Source organism: Paenibacillus phyllosphaerae, assembly GCF_014192105.1.
In the GTDB taxonomy this organism is placed as follows: domain Bacteria; phylum Bacillota; class Bacilli; order Paenibacillales; family Paenibacillaceae; genus Paenibacillus_Z; species Paenibacillus_Z phyllosphaerae.
In genome coordinates this window covers 360,013-377,755 of record NZ_JACHXK010000005.1, presented here as the reverse complement: position 1 = coordinate 377,755, position 17,743 = coordinate 360,013, and the positions used below count along the sequence as shown (strand labels likewise).

Below are 17,743 nucleotides of genomic sequence, written 5' to 3'. Positions count from 1 at the left end.
CAAGGATGGGCTGAAGGGGGGATTGCGTATGCTGCATATTGTGAACGGAGATGCGGTGGCGGAGAAGTTGAAGCAAGGCGTGGTGCAGGGGGATATTCTCGTCTGGCGCGAGGTCTATCCGGAAGGACCGGTATTCCTGCAGCCGGAGGAGGCGGACCATCGCCGCATACGGGCGACTTATCTCGATCAGGCGATGGGCATTCCGCAGGAAGAGTTCACGAGACTGAGCGAAGCGCAGGAACGGCAGTTAGCCGAGTTTCGCCACTATGACGAAGTCGTGCTTTGGTTCGAGCATGATCTGTTCGATCAGACGATGCTGGCCTATCTGCTGCATTGGTTCGAGCATCAGAATATGGGCAAGACGAAGCTAAGCTTGCTATGTATCGGTTCTTATCCGGGCATCGAGCTATTCCGCGGCCTCGGGCAGCTATCCGTGCAGCAGATGGGAACGCTCGCCGGCACTTGGCATCCATTGGGATCCGCCGAGCTTGCTCTTGGCAGCAGACTGTGGGAAGCCTACACGGGATCGGACCTAGCGCCACTGGCAGAGCTGCTGGAGTCCGATCTGTCCGCGCTGCCTTTTGCCAAGGAGGCGTTCATGGCGCATCTGTCCCGATTGCCGTCGGCACGCAATGGACTCGGGAGCGTGGAGCAATTGACCCTGGAATACGTGGCTGGCGGCTTGCAGGAGCCGTTCAAGCTGTTCGATCAAGTAGGCGGCGTGCTCCATCAGCTGGGCATGGGGGATTTGCAATATTGGCACTGCCTCCGGACGCTGACGCTTGGCGAGGCGCCGCTGCTCCGGTTAGAAGGCGAAGCGGATTTCCCGGGTTTCAAGGATTCACCGGTGCCGTTCGGGCAGAGCCGCTTGTCGCTTACCGAGACCGGGGAACAGGTGCTGCGGGGCGAGCTGGATTATATGGAGATCGCCGATGTGGACCGATGGTTCGGCGGCTATCATCTGATCGGTAAGGACACGCCTTGGCAGTGGGATACGGAGCGGAAGACCGTGGTACGCTATAAGCCGTAGCAGAGTCACGAGCGGCAGCGACACTATCATACTTATAGAGTTGATTAGGGGAAAATCGACGAATGAGCCGATCGCGCCAAGTTTGTTACCTTTCGTATATTGCTTAATATTTTAAAGTGAAATATAATGAATGTAACGATGAATAGAGGTGACCCCAATGCAAGTAGAAGTATGGTCGGACGTTGCTTGTCCGTTCTGTTATATTGGTAAACGCCGGTTCGAGACGGCACTGCAGGAATTCGCGCATAACGAGAATGTAGAGGTCGTGTATCGCAGCTTCGAGCTCGATCCGAACGCGCCGAAGCAAGTGCCTTATGACGCGCACGACATGCTCTCCAAGAAATACGGCATGAGCCGTCAGGAAGCCATCAACATGAATCAGAACGTCACGCAGCAGGCGGCAGCCGAGGGCGTAACGTTCAACATCGACGACATGAAGCTGACGAATACGTTCGATGCGCATCGTCTGAGCCATTTTGCCGACCAATACGGGAAACGTACGGCGGTAACGGAACTGTTGTTCCGCGCGTATTTCACGGACTCGGTCAATGTGAGCGATCACGAGACGCTGGCTAACTTGGCCGCGGAAGCGGGTCTGGATCGTGAAGCTGCGCTGGCGATGCTGGCGAGCGACCAGTTCACGGCGCAAGTGCGTTCCGAAGAAGAGGAAGGCAGCCGGCTGGGCATACGCGGCGTGCCGTTCTATGTCATCAACCGCAAGTATGCGGTATCCGGCGCACAGCCGGGCGGCGTGTTCCTGAATGCGCTGGGCCAGGCGTGGGAAGATCAGCAGCCGCTCAAGGTCGTGGACTCGGCCAACGATGCGGCCTGCACGGACGGTTCTTGCGGCATTGGCGACTAAGCATATAGGGGGCGGGCATTGCAGGAAATCTGGCAATGCGGCCTAGATCGTGAAGGAGACCCTACGGGGTCTCCTTTTTGCATAGGGGAAGGCAGGGAGATGGGAAGACATGATAATGGCAGACCGTTTTATTAGGTTGCGGGCTTCAGCTCAATGACTTCGGCGTGCGTTGACCAATGCACAAGCAGCTGGATGGGGGATTCTTGATCCGGTGATGCAGGGAATGCGGATGGGCCGAATACGTATATCCCTTGCTCAGGGGCCTTATCGATGGTGAGGCTGCCGCCTCCAGTGATGTCCTGCGCGATATATGGAGCGGATAATTCGCCTGTTGGCAGCGAATCTTTGCCGGTGTACACGAGTACGGTTTTCGTCGCGGCTCGCTCAGCGGTTTTCGTTTTATAGATGAAGAAGACAGCTTCCCAATTGCTGCTGTGCCCTCGGAATTCATAGACGTATTCGTTATCGGGATCCATCAACTCGGGGTAGATCTCCTTCTTAATGATGACGCCGTTATGAGGCGAGTTGTCCGTACAGCCGGCCAGAACGATTACGCATAACAGGATGATGCCAAGCGCCCATTTCATCGGCAGCCTCCTCTTCGCGGATAGTAGGTCTTACTATGTCATATTCGTGCGAATCGCAGGAATGCGTACAGCAGTCGATAACGGGCAAAAAAATAGCCCGCATCGCTGCGGGCTCAAGTCGTTCTATATTAAAGGGGGGTTGTTGAGACTTATTATAGGCGCCGAATCTTAATTGAACCTGAGAAGGACATTACGGGGAGATTAAGTTTCCATATCTGCGTCATTACTCGTTAAGGATATTATCGGCCGCCAGCTTCACAAGGTCTTCCTTGGTGAGCCGGCAGCCCATGCTGTCTGCCGGTGAGGGAGAGGCGATTCGTTGAAATAACGCCGAATCCGGGTTTTTCACACGCAATACCTGTCGCCTCTCCCTCTTTTTTATGAAAAAAGCGGGGTTTTCTTTCATTTTCTGATAGATTACGTTCAGATTCCACGGCTTCAGACAGCATTCCTCAGCTGTTCGTGTTCGTTGCCGTCGAACGAATGGTGAAAATACGATCTAATGATAGCTGGATAGGGAGCAACCATTAGAGCGAGTTGCGCATTTGGTCAGATCTGCTCGCTAACTGTTGGTAAAGGTGGAGGGTAGCTGATTCCACAACTTCAGACAACGATAATCGCTGAACAACAAGACAAACTATAATCGGAACTCCAGCATCCAAACTTTCAATTCACTATTATAATGGGACTTCCCGTTTACGTTGTGTGGCATGGCATATCGTGAATACGTTTTTTCAAGATAACGAAGATCATCCCATGCGACAAACTGAACCATTCAGCTCTCCAAGATAACGACGATTACTCCATATAGAACGGCCAATTCTTCGATCCACGCTTACGTTAACATTCCAAACTCGCTTCACGGCTCCATTCCGGCGATCAGCTAACAACACCCAGTTATTGACTTTTAATACCCATCACTTCCAGAGGGACAAGCGGAGATCTGAAATTGGTCCAAAACGGGGTTTTAAACCGTATTTCAACGATGCCTCTCCCTCTTTTTCGTGAAAAAACCGCGTTTTTCTTTCATTTTACGATGAAATTGGCGCTGATCCGGCTTCAACCTGCGGCAATCCTGATGAATCGTCGGTATTCGATGTCGGTCGTTGTCCGTGCGTCGATTTTCGCTGTTGAATTCATGCTTATATATGGAACTTTCATAACTGATCACATATCCAAGTACGATGGTTGATCATTGGGGCCCAGCCCTAGTCATATTAATGTCCAATATCCGTTCAGCCATTGCCCTTAGCAAGCTGTTCGGCGTATACTCTTAACGGTTAAAGTCGCTAACTTAGATCCGTAATCGGACGAATTAACCCGTACGTTCTTCTTCGACATCCTTCACTAAATTGCACGAAATAAACACATGAAGCGCCATGATGTTGTGAGTGATTTTGCATAATTTCACACAAAAATGACGAAGAGAGGCGAGTGCCGATTGCGCAGCTATAAGGTGATTTTGTTTCTTGTATTAGCCAATCTGTTCTGGGCGGGCAACTACATCTTCGGCAAGTCGATCGTCGATGTCATGACGCCGCTGCAGATGACGTTCTCGCGCTGGACCATCGCGGTCTGCCTGCTCTTCCCGATCGCACAGCTGATCGAGAAGCCGGATTGGAGGTCCGTGTTTAAGGCGTGGAGGCTCATTCTGATTCTCTCCGTCTTTGGGGTGATCGGCTACAATTTCCTGCTGTACGAGGCGCTCCGGTTCACGACCTCGATGAACGCGGCGCTCGTGAACGCGATGAATCCGGCATTGATCGTGTTGCTATCGGCCTTGGTGCTGCGAGAGAGAATCTCGGGCAAACATGGGGTCGGCTTGCTTATCTCGCTGCTCGGCGTGCTGCTGGTCTTAACGAAAGGACAGCTCAGCCAGATCATCCATATCGACTATAATGAAGGCGATCTGCTCATGCTGCTCGCGATTCTCGTCTGGTCCATCTATTCCATCCTGGGCCGTAGAATGGCTGGCATTCCGCCGATCGCGGGAACAGCCGTCACGGCGCTATTCGGGCTGATTCTGCTGCTGCCTTTCGCCATATCGTTCGGAGGGTTCAACTTCCCGCTTACGAAGGAGACGATTACCGGCGTACTTTATATGGGCATATTCCCATCGGTCGGGTCGTTTATTTTCTGGAACGCCTCGATTCGACAGATCGGCGCAAGCCGTGCCGGAATTTATCTAAATTTAATCACGGTGTTCACAGCCATAATGAGCGTGATTATGGGTCAGACGATTACGTGGATTCAAGTGCTCGGCGGCGGTCTCGTCTTCGCGGGCGTGTACCTCACCAGCCGAATGAAGAAGCCGGCCAGAAGCGATACGGCGGCGGAAAAGTTAGAGGAGCAAGTGACGCACTAATCATACGAACCCATACATACGGAGGAATCGCCATGTACACAACGATCGGCATGTTCGCGCACGTCGACGCAGGCAAGACGACCTTTGCCGAACAGCTGCTCTATCATACGAACAGCATCCAGAAGCGCGGTCGGGTGGATCATAAGGATGCGTTCCTGGACAGCCACGAGGTCGAGCGCGAGCGGGGCATTACCGTGTTCGCCGACCAGGCGGTCATGACCTACAACGGCAATACCTACACGTTGATCGATACGCCAGGGCACGTCGATTTCTCGCCGGAGATGGAGCGTGCGATCGCCGTCATGGATTATGCGGTGCTCGTCGTCAGCGCGGTGGAAGGCGTGCAGGGACACACCGAGACGGTATGGCAGCTGCTACGGAAAGCCAACGTGCCAACCTTAATTTTCATCAATAAAATCGATCGGACCGGCGCGGACGCCGGTCGCGTACTCGCAGAGATATGGCAGGCACTGAGCGAAGATGTCGTCGACATGACGGGCATAACGTCTGAGCAGGAGGGGGCGGCACAGTGGCCGGAGGAACGAATCGCTTTCATCGCCGAACGGGACGAGATGCTACTCGAACGTTATATGGAAGAAGCTTTCGACGAGCAGTTGTGGCGGGCACGGATGCGAACGATGGTGAAGGAAGGGCGTCTGTTCCCTTGCATGAGCGGATCGGCGCTGCAGGACGTGGGCGTGCTGCCTTTTCTTGCGCTGCTGGATGACCTGAGTGAGACGGACTACGATCCGAATACCGAATTCGGTGGTCGCGTCTACAAGATCCGCCATGATGATAATGGCACCCGAATCACCTTCGTCAAACTAACAAGCGGGCGAATGCGCGTGCGAGACGAGCTCGAATACCGCTTCCAAGGCGAGACGCTCACCGAGAAAGTGACGCAGCTGCGACTCTATAACGGAGCGAAGTTCGCGGCTGTCGACGAAGTGCAAGCCGGACAGCTGGTCGCTATGGTCGGCCTGTCATCGGCGCAAGCGGGGCAGGGGGTCGGCGCGAACGGCCAATCTGCCGTCTATGAGATCGTGCCGACGATGAAATCTAAGGTGCAGCTCCCGGCCAAGCTCCATGCGAAGGAAGCGCTGCGCGCCTTCCGGATGCTCGATGCCGAGGACCCTTCGCTTCAGGTCGTATGGGAGGAAGCGCTGCAGGAGATTCATCTGCATGTGATGGGCGGCATTCAGCTGGACGTGCTCACGCGCATCGCGAAGGATCGCTTCGGTTACGAGATCGCCTTCGGCCCGCCGCAGATTCTGTATAAGGAAACGGTGGAGACGAGCGCCATCGGCGCGGGGCATTTTGAACCGCTCGGCCACTATGCCGAGGTGCACTTGCGTATTGAGCCGGCAGAGCGGGGGAGCGGCATCACGTTCCGTAACGAGTGCCATCCCGATCAGCTGTCGACGAATTACCAGCATGTTATCGAGCAGCATCTGTTCGAACGCGATCATCACGGACTCATGACAGGATCCCCTGTCACCGACGTGAAGATCACGCTGCTCAGCGGCCGGGCGCATAACAAGCATACGAGCGGCGGCGACTTCCGGGAAGCGTCGTTCCGCGCTTTGCGGCAAGGGCTGGAGAAAGCAAGCAATGTGCTGCTAGAGCCGTATTATGAGGTAACGGTTAAAGTCGAGCTCGATCAGGCCGGCCGTGTCATGTCCGATCTGCAGCAGGCGCATGGCACGTTCGAAGCGCCGATCACGTCAGGGGACAAAGTGATCATTACCGGTCGCGTACCGGTCGCAACCTTCATGAATTACAGCCAGGAGCTCGCGGCGTTCACCCATGGAAGGGGAACGATCCGTATGGGCTACGGCGGCTACGATCGTTGTCACAATCCAGGGGACGTCATCGCGATGCGGGGATATAACAAGAATGCCGACCCGAGCTATTCTTCGTCCTCCATCTTCTGTGCCAAAGGACAAGGCTATACCGTCCCATGGGACGAGGCCGATGCCCATATGCACGTCGAATTGCGGCGATAACCGCGCAGGTGCCGGCAAGCCAGCCGTGCGGAGCATCGCGAATAGCAAAGCAAAAGGCCCAAGAAACCATCCGGTTCCTTGGGCCTTTCTTGATTCAACCCGCTACGCGTTCGCCGCACGCTCAAAGCGCTGTACAATCTCGATAATGACCTTCGTCGCCAGCTCCATGTTGTTGACGGAAGCATACTCGTACTTGCCGTGATAGTTCTCGCCGCCAGTGAAAATATTCGGCGTCGGCAGCCCCATATACGACAGCTGCGAGCCGTCCGTCCCGCCGCGAATCGGCTGCACGAGCGGCGTAATGCCTAAGCTTGTCATCGCCTCGTGCGCGACATCGACGATTTCCTTAACCGGTTCGACCTTCTCGCGCATGTTGTAGTACTGGTCCTTAAGCTCCAGCACGATGTTGTCTTTGCCGTAGCGGGCCTGGAACGACTCGACGATGCGCGTGACGTTCGCTTTGCGCGCCGCGAAGTTCTCCTTGTCGAAGTCGCGGATGATATAGGTGAGCTTCGACTCTTCCGCGCCGCCGCTCATCGAGATGAGGTGGTAGAAGCCTTCGTAGCCTTCGGTATGTTCCGGCGATTCCGCATCCGGCAGCTCGGCATGGAGCGCCATCGCGATCTTCTGCGAGTTGACCATCTTGCCTTTGGCCGTGCCGGGATGGACATTGGTGCCCTTCACCGTAATTTTGGCCTGCGCGGCATTGAAGCTCTCATACTGCAGCTCGCCGAGCGGGCCGCCGTCCATCGTGTAGGCGAACTTCGCGTCGAACGCGTTCACGTCGAACTTGTGGGGCCCGCGGCCGATCTCTTCGTCCGGCGTGAAGGCCACGCGAATGCGGCCGTGCTTAATCTCCGGATGCTGGATCAGATATTCCATCGCAGTCATAATTTCGGCTATGCCTGCTTTGTTGTCCGCGCCGAGCAGCGTCGTGCCGTCGGTCGTAATGAGCGTGTGGCCTTTGTACTGATCGAGCTCTGGGAACTCCTTCGGCGACAGTATGACGTTCAGCGCCGCATTGAGCACGATATCGCCGCCCTCATAGCTTTCCACGACTTGCGGCTTCACGCCGGCGCCGGTGAAATCGGTCGCCGTGTCGATATGGGCGAGGAAGCCGATCGTCGGCACGTCTTTGTCCGTATTGGATGGCAGCGTCGCCATGACGTAGCCATTATCGTCCATGGTCACGTCCTGCATGCCGATCGCCGTCAGCTCGTCGACGAGCGCGCGGCCGAGCACGAGCTGCCCTGGCGTAGACGGGCAAGTCTCGCTCTCGTCATCGGATTGGGTATCGAATTGAACGTATGTAGTTAACCGTTTAATGAGGTCATTTTTCATCGGTATCATCTCCTTCAGCTCCATTGTAATCGAATCCGGCGGCTAATGAAAATGGCGCCAAAGCACGAGGTGCGAGCGATGACAAAAGCCGACCTTCGTCACCCGAAGATCGGCTAAAATCGATTATTTACGCTACTGTTTGGGCTTAATCGGAATCCATACCTCGCACTTGTAATCCCCGGCGTTCGGATCCTCGTCCGGATACAGCTCGAACTCCGGACCGCCGGCATGCTCATAGCTAGAGGAAGGGAACCACTCCTGGAAGATCCGTCCCCATAGATTCTGAATGGCATGCGGCATCGGTCCGGTGGATGTGAAGACCGCCCAGGTGGCAGCGGGGATCTCTCTGGCAACGAAGCCGTCATCGGTGAGCGGCGCGCTGCTCTCAGCCCCGATCATGTACGTGAAGCGTTCTTCCGGATGGCGGAAATCCATGCAGATGCCGAGCGTCTCGTGCTTGGGCGACAGTGCTGCGAGCTTGTCGATCGTGCCGTCCTGCCCGCATGCGGCCCAGAACGTCGGGATGAGGCGATGGTTCTCGCCGTCCTTGCAGCTTACCTCATACGTTTTGCCGACCACCGTGAAAGCGGGACGCTCGATGATACGATATTCCATTTCTTGATCTCCCTTCAAGGATAGATGGAAAGTGATGCGGGGGAAGGCCTTCAGGACGACGCCCGGCTCCCGAGCCTCTGTCGGCGTAATGCCGTGCGCCTTGCGGAACGCTTTGGCGAAGGACTCCGGCGATTCGTAGCCGTACTTAAGCGCAACGTCGATGACTTTGGCGGAAGAGGAGGCCAATTCCTGCGCGGCCAAGGTCAGCTTCCGTCTGCGCACATATTCGGCCACCGTGCAGCCCGTGACCATGCTGAACATCCGTTGAAAATGAAACGGCGACGAGCACGCCACGCTTGCGACCGCCTCGATATCGAGCTTCTCCTCCATGCGGCTTTCGATGTAATCCATGGCCTCCTTCAACCGGAGCAGCCATTCCATACCCGCACCTCCCTATGCCTTCATCTTACAGCCTTGCGTTCATGTCCGCCTGTTCTTGCGTGCTCTTATCGGACAGCTTGTCTACTATCAGCATAGCGGAGATATGCCTTTTATTTCCACCCAAAAAAGGAAAATGAGGAGTGGAGCGGCTGAACGAGTTGGAGGAGAAAGGTGAATGCTGCGATCCTTAATGGGGGAGCGCAAACCAACCAAAAGCAATAGGTGAATGCTGTGCCCTTGGAGGCGCAAACCAACCAAAAGCAATAGGTGAATGCTGCGCTCCTTCCTTAGGAGCGCAAACCAATCACCTGCTTAATGCTCAATCACGAACGCATCCACCTTTTGCCCGTCCACGTCATACGCCTCGTACGTCAGCGTGTCGCCGTCGATCGTAATGCCGGCGAACATCTGTTTCTCGTTCTGCAGGTGGACCTTGTGGTAGAACAGGTCCTCCTTCTTCTCGTTGAACTTCGTCCCTGCCGTATTCGTGACGACATACATCGTGCCGGCATGGTTCCTTACCGGCGAATTGCCGTCTCCCGTAATCCGCCCATCGCGCAGCGGGTAGGAGCGGCTGTATTCATGGTTGTGTCCCTGCAGCACGAGATCGACCTCTTGCTCGTCGAAGATCTCGACCCATTTGTCCAGCTTCTTGTACATACTGCCGCCGTAGGCACCGCGGTGCATCGCGACGATCTTCCATGGCTTATCGGTCAGCGCGAGGTCATTGCGCAGCCATTCGATCTGGCCCTTCAGATTGGACTCCGTGTTCAGGACGACGATATGCGCCGATCCGTAGTTGAACGAATACGACGTGCCCGGGATCGATCCGCCGGCGCCGTTGTTCGGCACATGGAAGTGGGAGACGAAGCGCTCGGCGTTGCCGTCCACCTCGTCATGATTGCCGGTCACCGGCATGAGCGGAATCGACGTGACCCAGGAACGGGATTGCGTGAACAACTGCTCCCAGGCGGTCTCGTCTGTGGGCTCCTCCGTGAAATCCCCGTTATGCACGATGAATTGGGCCTGCGGGAAAAGGGCGAAGGCGCGCGCGAGCGTGGCTCCCCACAGTTTGAAATCGGCCTCCGTCGTTCCTTGCGAATCCGTCACGTTAATGAAGCTGAAGGCAGCCTCTTCTTCGCCTTCCGTCGTAAACTGCGCGGGCTCGCTCCATTCCTCCGGCTCGCCGCTGCCGACGCGGTAGGTGTACGCCGTGCCGGGCGTAAGCCCCGTCACATTTACCTTATGCACGCCGCGCTTGACCCCTTTGCCTTCGTCAATGACCGACGATGCCCCCGTAATCGTGATGACGTTCGGTCCGCCGAAGTTGACCTTGCCGACCGCGGGCACGAGCTGGACGACGCTCGCGGATTTGGTCGTGTCGGTATACCACGTGAAAGCCCGGCTGACGCGGGGATCATCGTGGAAGGTGGTCACAAGTGATTCGGGCATGGGCGAGCTACCTTCCTTTTTCCATAACATAAACACAACGGCAACTATAATGAGCGCAATGACAACCGCGATGAGTGCGATATTCTGTCCTCGCATTGGTCTTCTCCTCCTCGAATCTGTCCGGCAGGACAGCCCCTGCAACCGTGAAGCGAACTTGACAATTGTTAAGGGAATGTAAAAACATTCAGCCGGCACTCAGCCAGCGCTAAGGATCCATTCATACTCGGTCCCTACAATATGGAAGTGACAACAGGCGTGAGACGTTGAACGAACGGCCCTGCACGCCGCTAATGATGAAGTGAAGCTTCCCCACGATAAAGCAGCGCGAAGCTGCAGTCTATGAAAGCCAGCTAGAAAGAGGTGTGCAATGAGTCAAAAGCTGAAGTTCCGGCATGAATTGAAGTTTTTTATCAATTACCATCAATTCTACACCATTCGGCAGCGGTTAAAAAATTTGATGCTTCCCGACAAGAATGTCGGACCGACCGGCGAGTACCATATTCGCAGCCTTTATTTCGACGATATGCACAATACGGCGCTGCACGAGAAGCTGGGCGGGGTGCGGGACCGGAAGAAATACCGCATTCGCATCTATAACGTCGAAGACAAAATCATCCACTTCGAGAAGAAGATCAAGAAGGGGGACTTCATCGCCAAGGTGAAGGAATCGCTCACCCGCGACATGTATGAGTCCATTATGGCGGGGAACTACGAGGTGCTGAACCGCCCCGACAAGCCGCTCATGATGGAGTTATACAACGAGATGAAGCACAACCTGCTGCGCCCGAAGGTCATCGTGGACTATGTCCGGGAGCCGTATGTGTGCCACAACGGCAATGTGCGGATCACGTTCGACAAGGAGCTGCGGACGGGACTGCATGCGACGGATATTTTCAACAAGGAGCTGGATCCGGTTCGGGCGATCGACGACAATCTGATGATTCTCGAGGTCAAATTCGACGAGTACATCCCCGACTACATCAAGATCGCGCTGCAGCTCGAGGGGCTGAACCGCCAATCCGCGTCGAAGTACGTCATTTGCCGCAAATTCCTGAAATTCAACACATGGGAGGATTATTAAACACATGGAAACCAACACAACGGCTACGGAGTCGACAAGCTTCACGGACTTGCTGAAGAACTCCGTGGTCGACAATTTCACGTCCGACATCAATCTGTCCAAAATGCTGCTCTCGCTCGGCGTGGCCTTTTTGATCGGCTTCTTCATATACTTGCTCTACAAGCGGGTGTTCAGCGGCGTGCTGTACTCGAAGAGCTTCAACATCTCGCTGATCGGCATGACGATGGTAACGGCTACGGTCATTATCGCCGTCAATTCGAACCTCGTGCTCTCGCTCGGCATGGTCGGCGCTCTCTCTATTGTTCGTTTCCGGACGCCGATTAAAGACCCTACGGACCTCATCTTCCTGTTCTGGGCAGCTGCGGCGGGCATCGTTACCGGCGCGGGCTTCTACACGCTGGCGATCATCAGCTCGGTCATCATTGGTCTGGTCATGTTCTTCTTCATTAAGAAAACGTCGTTCGAAACGCCATATCTGCTCGTCATCAATTGCGACAGCGACGAGAGCGAGCAAGAGGCCCACAAGCTGGTCGGCAAGCTGGTGAAGCGCTATAACGTGAAGCAGAAGACGGTCACCCACGGCAATATCGAGACGACGCTCGAGATTCGCCTAAGCGACAAGGAAGGCCAGTTCATTAACCAAGTGTCCGATCTCAGAGGCGTGAAGAACGCGGTCTTGATCAGCTACAGCGGGGACTACGTATCGTAAGGAAGGAGCGGGATATGAGATGAAAGCGAAGGCAGCTCCTCTTCTTCTCCTGGCGCTTATGCTCGGGCTTACCGGCTGTTCGGGGATCGGCAGCACCGCAACCGGCACGTCGGGTTCGGCCTCATCGGCCGTCACTGCAGCCGCAGCGGATACGACTGCGAAATCCGCGAATGAGCAGAAGCAAGACGAGGTCGTGTTTCCGAAGGAAAAGGTCGTCGACGTGAAGATTACGATCGACGAGGAAGATTTTCAGGATATGCTGGACAATGCGAGCGACGAGGCGTACAAGACCGCCACGGTGGAATACAACGGGGTGAAGCTTACGAACGTCGCGATCCGGACGAAAGGGAACCTCAGCCTGCGCAGCGTCGTGAATTCGGATTCGGACCGTTACAGCTTCAAACTGTCGTTCGATGAATATATTTCCAGCCAGACGCTCTACGGGCTGACCAAAATCAATCTCAACAACAACTACAGCGACGCGACCTACATGCGCGAATTTCTCGCGTATGAACTGGCTGAGTCGATGGGACTGCCGACGCCCAAGTATTCGTACGTGAACGTGTACGTGAACGGGGAGCTCAAAGGGTTCTATCTGGCGGTCGAACAGATCGGCGATGAATACTTGAAGCGCAACTTCGGCGATGCCTATGGCGCTTTGTACAAAGCCAATGGCGGCAACGGCAGCGAATTAACGTGGCTGGAGACGCTCGAAGCGTACGCGGGGCTTGATCTTAAATCCGACAAGGATGACGACGGCGTGCTGTTGGACTTCCTGGACGAGTTGAATAACGGAACCGATTATGAATCGGTGCTCGACGTCGAAGAGGCGCTGGGGTTCATTGCGCTTAACGTGCTGTCCAGCAATATGGACAGCTACCTGGGCCAGAATAAACACAACTATTATTTGTACGAGACGGGCGGCATCTTCTCCGTCCTGCCATGGGATTACAATATGGCGTTCGGCGGATTCGGCGGATCAGGCGTCATGATCGACGAGCCGACGCAAGGCACGCTGTCCGAGCGGCCGCTTGTGGCGAAGTTGCTCGCCGTGGACGAATATAAGGAGCGGTACCACGCGATGCTCACGAGCGCGATGGAAGGCTACTTGGCGAGCGATACGTTCAAGGCGCGCGTAGCGGAGCTGCAGGCGATGATCTCCGAATACGTGAAGCAGGACCCGACGGCGTTCTATACGTATGAGCAATACGAAGCCGCGATTCCGGAGCTGATCAGCTTCAACGACACGCAGATGACGAGCATCGGCAAACAGCTGGACGGTACGAAAGCTTCTTCGGGAGACGGTTCCGGCAGCGGCGGCGGTATGGGCGGCGGTGGCATGGGTGGCAGCGGCCGCGCCATGCGACAAGGCAATGACGGCCAAGGCGCGGGCGGCGGTCAGACCGGCAACGGCGCGGCAACCGAGGCGATGGGAACGGCTCAGCAGCCGGAGAATGTGAAGGTGCAAAACGGCGAAGTCGCGCTGAACGCGGGCGCCGCTGCCGAGGGGCAAGAGCAAGGCAGCGCGGTGCAAGCCGAGGCCGCAGCCGGCCAGAACACCGATGGCCAGTCGGTTCAAGGCAATCAAGCTGGAGCTATCAAGCAAGGCCAGAACGGCCAAGCGGCGCCGGGCGGTCAAGGTCAAGGCCAAGGCTTCCCTGACGGTGAGCCGCCGGATGGCTTCGGCGGCGGATTCGGTGGAGGCGGCATGGGTGGTGGTCCAGGCGGCCAAGGCGGTATGGCGGGAGGCTTTGGCGGAGGCGGTATGGGCGGTGGCCCAGGCGGTATGCAGGGCGGCCAAGCCCAGGCGCAAGGAAGCACGCAAGAAGCGATTACCGCAGGCATCGCGGTCGTCATCCTGCTGCTCTCCTGCTTGGTAGTCGTGTTCTACAAGCGGAAGAGATTGTAGCTAGAAGAAAGCTGTCCGAGCGTAATCGGGCAGCTTTTTTGCATGCCAAGGAGGGGGAGATGATGCAGTACGTTCTATTTGGATGCGGAATACGATGTACCGGACAAAATTGTGAGGGTTTACGAGAGTCCTTATGGAAAACCGAAGAAAGCGGATTTGAGGGAGATTGAGTGCGTCGTCCATGATCGAACGGCCGATTGGAAGTACCGGCAAGACATGCTATTGTCCGTGGTGAAAACCAAGGAGGGCAAGTGGACGGTAAACCCGGAAGAGATCATTCTGTTAGGAATGGAAGAGGTGGAATAACCTCCGCTTGATCTCTATCGCGAATACCGCCGCTTACCCTAGATCAGAGCCAGCATAATCACATCCATAAACACGGCACTCGCGCCGTGCCACAGATACTGCTTCAACAGTCCTTCCTGCTTGAACCCGAGCTTTTTCAGCAACGTAAGTGATCCGCCGTTATCCGGTACCACTTCGGCTTGGAGACGGTGGATATGGAACGTTTCTTTCACGCACGCAATCGCGGCATGCAGCGCTTCGGTCATGATGCCTTGATGGTGGTGATCCGCCGACAGCTCGAAGCCGATATTCACCGGGTGCAGCGGTTGATCCTCGAACGTGCCTCTCATCGGCATGCACATAACGGTGCCGATGAGGGTATGGTCGTCTTGGAGGCAGATACCCCATGGAATGAGCTGCTTCTCATCGAACTTGGCGTTCCATTGCGCGATCAGCTCTGCCGCTTCCTCTACCGACGATGGACCGTTCCAATCCAGGTAGCGGGTGACGCGCTCATCGCGATAATAGTGATACAGCTCATCGGCGTCGTCCTCCGTCATCGGTCTCAAGTAGAGGCGTTCCGTGGCGAGGACGGGCAGACTGGTGAAGAAATCGGCGTCATTCACGTGGGTGCACTTCCTTATGGTTGTCAGTTGATTTACGTTCATTGTACCACCGGAAAATGAACAAAGTGAGAACGGAAGGACGGCCAATATAAGGCAGCGCCCTGTATAAATTCTTGTATTTTGAAAAAAATCATTTTCACCATTTCGTCAAAGGTGTAGAATAGAAAAGAAGGTTCGAATTCGTGTGCCTGCCTATTCGTCACGACGGGATGAATATCCCGAATGAGAGACATCATAAGCGTAACTACAGAACGAAAACTAAGCCTTGGCTTTTTATGTGAAAACTGTCACAAGACGCTTGTTTCAAATAGTGGTTCGTGGATGAGGGGCAGGAACGAGCTGGTAACCAAACCGTGATTATCCGTAAAGGAGGACGTTTTCTTATGTCAACACCTGAAGTTCAAACGGCTGAGCTGGCTGCTGCTGCAGGCAAACAGATCGATGTCCTGGATCAATTGATCAAGCCAGAGGTGCAAGAATCGCTGACGGTTCTCGTGGAGAACCTGCCAAAGCTCGCTGAGCTCGTCACGCTGCTGACGAAATCTTACGACTTCGCGCAAAGCATAGCGACAGATAATGTTCTGATTGATGACCTTAAAGTCGGCCTGGGCGAGTTCGTGACTCCTGTTACCGAGAAAGTGAAAGGCGTTGCGGCAGCGGCGATCGAAGCTAACGACCGCGCACAAGCGGAGACGGCATCGATCGGCCTGTTCGGTATGCTCAAAATGTTGAAAGATCCGCAAGTCCAAAAAACGCTCCGCTTCGCTCAAGCGTTCCTGAACGCTATGGCTGAACGCGATCAGAACAAACTGTAGGAACGGGGGATAAACATGTCGAAGCAAATTTTGATCCTGGGCGGCGGTTACGGCGGCTTGCTGACTGCGCTCACAGCACGCCAATACCTGTCGGCTGAAGAAGCGACGATCACACTCGTGAACCGCTTCGAAACTCACCAAATCATTACCGAGCTTCACCGTCTTGCTGCAGGCAGCATCGCGGAGAAAGCTGTATCCCTTCCGCTTGCCAAGCTGCTGAAGGACAAGAACGTTAACCTGGTCATCGACACGGTTACGCAAATCAAGCCAGACCAGAAGAGCGTTGAGCTCGCAAGCGGCGTTGTATACTCTTACGATGCGCTTGTTATCGCGCTTGGTTCCGAGACGGCATTCTTCGGTATCCCAGGTCTGGAAGAGAACAGCTTCGTGCTGAAATCCGTGAACGACGCGAACAAAATCCGCGCTCACGTCGAAGCTCGCCTGGACGCTTACAAAGCATCCGGCAACAAAGCGGACGCACGTATCGTAGTTGGCGGCGGCGGTCTGACAGGCATCGAGCTTGTTGGCGAATTCGCAGACAAACTGCCTGCGCTGTGCCGTCAAAAAGGCATTGACTTCAATGACATCGAACTGTACTGTGTCGAGGCAGGTCCTTCGATCCTCGCGGGCTTCCCGCAAGTGCTCGTTGACCGCGCGTACGCTTCCCTCGAGAAGCGCGGCGTGAAGTTCCTGACAGGTCTGGCGATTACAGAAATGACGAAAACAACCGTATCCCTCAAAGACGGCCAAACGATCGAGACGAACACGCTCGTATGGACTGGCGGCGTAGGCGGCAACGCGGTTGTTGCAAACTGCGGTATCGAAGTGAACCGTGGCCGTGCATCGGTTACCGAGACGCTTCATTCCGTATCGCACCCGGATGTCTTCCTCGCTGGCGACAGCGCGGTCGTTATCCCGAGCGAAGGCGCACGTCCTTACCCGCCAACGGCGCAGCTGGCATGGCAAATGGGTGAAGTTGTCGGCCATAACCTGGCTGTCAAATTCAAAGGCGGCGTTGAAGATGTGTTCACGCCAGTATTCTCCGGTACGCTGGGCAGCCTCGGCCGCAAAGACGCAATCGGCATGATCGGCGGCAACCAAACGCATCTGAAAGGTTTCGCTGCAACAGCAATGAAGGAAGCGTCCAACATCCGCTACCTGTCCCATATCCACGGTCTGTTCGCACTGGCTTACTAAGACTTGCGAATGTAACCGAACAAGAAGAGGTCGCCAACCGGCGACCTCTTTGCGTTGCGCAATATCTACAGAATAAGAAGCCGTCGTTACGCTTCATGCTTCATCCCGGTTCATGAGCGACAAAGCCTGTTCGCGATACGTATCGCCCCATTGTTTCATGCTGAGAATAATCGGCTCCAGCGTCCGCCCGAACGGAGTAAGCGAGTATTCGACCTTCGGCGGCACTTGCTGGTAGACCTCGCGGTGGACGATGCCGTCCTGCTCTAGCTCCCGCAGCTGCAGCGTCAGCATCCGTTGCGTAATGATCGGGCATAGCTTGCGGAATTCGTTGAACCGCTTCGTGCCGCTGATGAGATGGTACAGCAAGACGCCCTTCCACTTCCCGCCGATGACATCCAGCGTGAATTCAACCGGGCAGGCCTCGCCGCTCGGAAGCTCGCGAAAATTACCCCCGCGATTCGCCATATGAACGTTCTCCTCCT

Annotated in this window: 17 protein-coding genes; 10 read left to right on the top strand and 7 right to left on the bottom strand. The window is 55.4% G+C overall.

Translation table 11 applies throughout. From position 1 onward, the window contains the following. The first annotated feature begins 28 nt into the window (after positions 1-28). Positions 29-1,030 (top strand): DUF1835 domain-containing protein, encoded by a 1,002-nt coding sequence (locus tag FHS18_RS14090; RefSeq protein WP_183600698.1) that lies wholly within the window; start codon positions 29-31, stop codon positions 1,028-1,030. Positions 1,031-1,187: 157 nt separating this feature from the next. Beyond that, positions 1,188-1,892 carry a DsbA family oxidoreductase gene (locus FHS18_RS14085; protein WP_183600697.1) on the top strand — a complete coding sequence of 235 codons (705 nt, stop codon included), beginning with the start codon at positions 1,188-1,190 and terminating at the stop codon, positions 1,890-1,892. A gap of 131 nt (positions 1,893-2,023) precedes the next feature. On the opposite strand, the gene FHS18_RS14080 is transcribed toward FHS18_RS14085, so the two are convergent. Next, a complete protein-coding gene (locus FHS18_RS14080) occupies positions 2,024-2,479 on the bottom strand; it encodes a hypothetical protein (RefSeq protein WP_183600696.1) in 456 nt (151 codons plus the stop codon). A gap of 223 nt (positions 2,480-2,702) precedes the next feature. Then, positions 2,703-2,834 carry a hypothetical protein gene (locus FHS18_RS34925; protein WP_281378741.1) on the bottom strand — a complete coding sequence of 44 codons (132 nt, stop codon included), beginning with the start codon at positions 2,832-2,834 and terminating at the stop codon, positions 2,703-2,705. Positions 2,835-3,935: 1,101 nt separating this feature from the next. Here FHS18_RS34925 and FHS18_RS14075 point away from each other — a divergent pair. Both FHS18_RS14075 and FHS18_RS14070 read left to right on the top strand, forming a co-directional pair. Continuing rightward, a complete protein-coding gene (locus FHS18_RS14075) occupies positions 3,936-4,844 on the top strand; it encodes a DMT family transporter (RefSeq protein ID WP_343060538.1) in 909 nt (302 codons plus the stop codon). Positions 4,845-4,876: 32 nt separating this feature from the next. Beyond that, positions 4,877-6,850 carry an elongation factor G gene (locus FHS18_RS14070; RefSeq protein WP_183600694.1) on the top strand — a complete coding sequence of 658 codons (1,974 nt, stop codon included), beginning with the start codon at positions 4,877-4,879 and terminating at the stop codon, positions 6,848-6,850. A gap of 102 nt (positions 6,851-6,952) precedes the next feature. Here FHS18_RS14070 and pepT read toward each other — a convergent pair whose 3' ends face one another. From pepT to FHS18_RS14055, 3 genes are all read right to left on the bottom strand, one after another. After that, positions 6,953-8,191, bottom strand: a complete 1,239-nt coding sequence (gene pepT / locus FHS18_RS14065) for a peptidase T (protein ID WP_183600826.1) — start codon at positions 8,189-8,191, stop codon at positions 6,953-6,955. Positions 8,192-8,323: 132 nt separating this feature from the next. After that, positions 8,324-9,187 (bottom strand): AraC family transcriptional regulator, encoded by an 864-nt coding sequence (locus tag FHS18_RS14060; protein ID WP_183600693.1) that lies wholly within the window; start codon positions 9,185-9,187, stop codon positions 8,324-8,326. Positions 9,188-9,499: 312 nt separating this feature from the next. Further along, positions 9,500-10,735 carry a purple acid phosphatase family protein gene (locus tag FHS18_RS14055; protein ID WP_183600692.1) on the bottom strand — a complete coding sequence of 412 codons (1,236 nt, stop codon included), beginning with the start codon at positions 10,733-10,735 and terminating at the stop codon, positions 9,500-9,502. Between the two features lie 271 nt (positions 10,736-11,006). Here FHS18_RS14055 and FHS18_RS14050 point away from each other — a divergent pair, with 271 nt between their 5' ends. From FHS18_RS14050 to FHS18_RS14035, 4 genes are all read left to right on the top strand, one after another. Further along, positions 11,007-11,720, top strand: coding sequence for a polyphosphate polymerase domain-containing protein (locus tag FHS18_RS14050; protein ID WP_183600691.1), 714 nt, complete (start codon positions 11,007-11,009; stop codon positions 11,718-11,720). A gap of 4 nt (positions 11,721-11,724) precedes the next feature. Beyond that, on the top strand, positions 11,725-12,429 hold the full coding sequence (locus FHS18_RS14045; protein ID WP_183600690.1) for a DUF4956 domain-containing protein: 705 nt from the start codon (positions 11,725-11,727) through the stop codon (positions 12,427-12,429). Between the two features lie 19 nt (positions 12,430-12,448). Further along, entirely contained in the window at positions 12,449-14,338 is a 1,890-nt protein-coding gene (locus tag FHS18_RS14040) for a CotH kinase family protein (protein WP_183600689.1), read from the top strand. Positions 14,339-14,494: 156 nt separating this feature from the next. Then, positions 14,495-14,644, top strand: coding sequence for a hypothetical protein (locus FHS18_RS14035; RefSeq protein ID WP_183600688.1), 150 nt, complete (start codon positions 14,495-14,497; stop codon positions 14,642-14,644). Positions 14,645-14,682: 38 nt separating this feature from the next. On the opposite strand, the gene FHS18_RS14030 is transcribed toward FHS18_RS14035, so the two are convergent. Beyond that, the gene (locus tag FHS18_RS14030; protein ID WP_183600687.1) at positions 14,683-15,249 is read right to left on the bottom strand and encodes a GNAT family N-acetyltransferase; all 567 of its coding nucleotides are present in this window, start codon (positions 15,247-15,249) and stop codon (positions 14,683-14,685) included. 383 nt (positions 15,250-15,632) lie between these two features. Between FHS18_RS14030 and FHS18_RS14025 the strand changes: the two genes are divergently transcribed. Further along, positions 15,633-16,064, top strand: a complete 432-nt coding sequence (locus tag FHS18_RS14025; protein ID WP_183600686.1) for a DUF1641 domain-containing protein — start codon at positions 15,633-15,635, stop codon at positions 16,062-16,064. Positions 16,065-16,079: 15 nt separating this feature from the next. Beyond that, a complete protein-coding gene (locus FHS18_RS14020) occupies positions 16,080-17,261 on the top strand; it encodes an NAD(P)/FAD-dependent oxidoreductase (protein WP_183600685.1) in 1,182 nt (393 codons plus the stop codon). A 93-nt stretch (positions 17,262-17,354) separates the two neighbouring features. Here the strand turns inward: FHS18_RS14020 and FHS18_RS14015 are convergent, their stop codons facing one another. After that, on the bottom strand, positions 17,355-17,726 hold the full coding sequence (locus FHS18_RS14015) for a winged helix-turn-helix transcriptional regulator (RefSeq protein WP_183600684.1): 372 nt from the start codon (positions 17,724-17,726) through the stop codon (positions 17,355-17,357). Positions 17,727-17,743 lie beyond the last annotated feature (17 nt).

Excerpts from the sequence above, each read along its gene's own strand:
- FHS18_RS14090 (WP_183600698.1), top strand. The coding sequence starts at position 29 with ATGCTGCATATTGTGAACGGAGATGCGGTGGCGGAGAAGTTGAAGCAA.
- FHS18_RS14085 (WP_183600697.1), top strand. The coding sequence starts at position 1,188 with ATGCAAGTAGAAGTATGGTCGGACGTTGCTTGTCCGTTCTGTTATATT.
- FHS18_RS14080 (WP_183600696.1), bottom strand. The coding sequence starts at position 2,479 with ATGAAATGGGCGCTTGGCATCATCCTGTTATGCGTAATCGTTCTGGCC.
- FHS18_RS14070 (WP_183600694.1), top strand. The coding sequence starts at position 4,877 with ATGTACACAACGATCGGCATGTTCGCGCACGTCGACGCAGGCAAGACG.
- pepT (WP_183600826.1), bottom strand. The coding sequence starts at position 8,191 with ATGAAAAATGACCTCATTAAACGGTTAACTACATACGTTCAATTCGAT.
- FHS18_RS14060 (WP_183600693.1), bottom strand. The coding sequence starts at position 9,187 with ATGGAATGGCTGCTCCGGTTGAAGGAGGCCATGGATTACATCGAAAGC.
- FHS18_RS14055 (WP_183600692.1), bottom strand. The coding sequence starts at position 10,735 with ATGCGAGGACAGAATATCGCACTCATCGCGGTTGTCATTGCGCTCATT.
- FHS18_RS14050 (WP_183600691.1), top strand. The coding sequence starts at position 11,007 with ATGAGTCAAAAGCTGAAGTTCCGGCATGAATTGAAGTTTTTTATCAAT.
- FHS18_RS14045 (WP_183600690.1), top strand. The coding sequence starts at position 11,725 with ATGGAAACCAACACAACGGCTACGGAGTCGACAAGCTTCACGGACTTG.
- FHS18_RS14040 (WP_183600689.1), top strand. The coding sequence starts at position 12,449 with ATGAAAGCGAAGGCAGCTCCTCTTCTTCTCCTGGCGCTTATGCTCGGG.
- FHS18_RS14025 (WP_183600686.1), top strand. The coding sequence starts at position 15,633 with ATGTCAACACCTGAAGTTCAAACGGCTGAGCTGGCTGCTGCTGCAGGC.
- FHS18_RS14020 (WP_183600685.1), top strand. The coding sequence starts at position 16,080 with ATGTCGAAGCAAATTTTGATCCTGGGCGGCGGTTACGGCGGCTTGCTG.
- FHS18_RS14015 (WP_183600684.1), bottom strand. The coding sequence starts at position 17,726 with ATGGCGAATCGCGGGGGTAATTTTCGCGAGCTTCCGAGCGGCGAGGCC.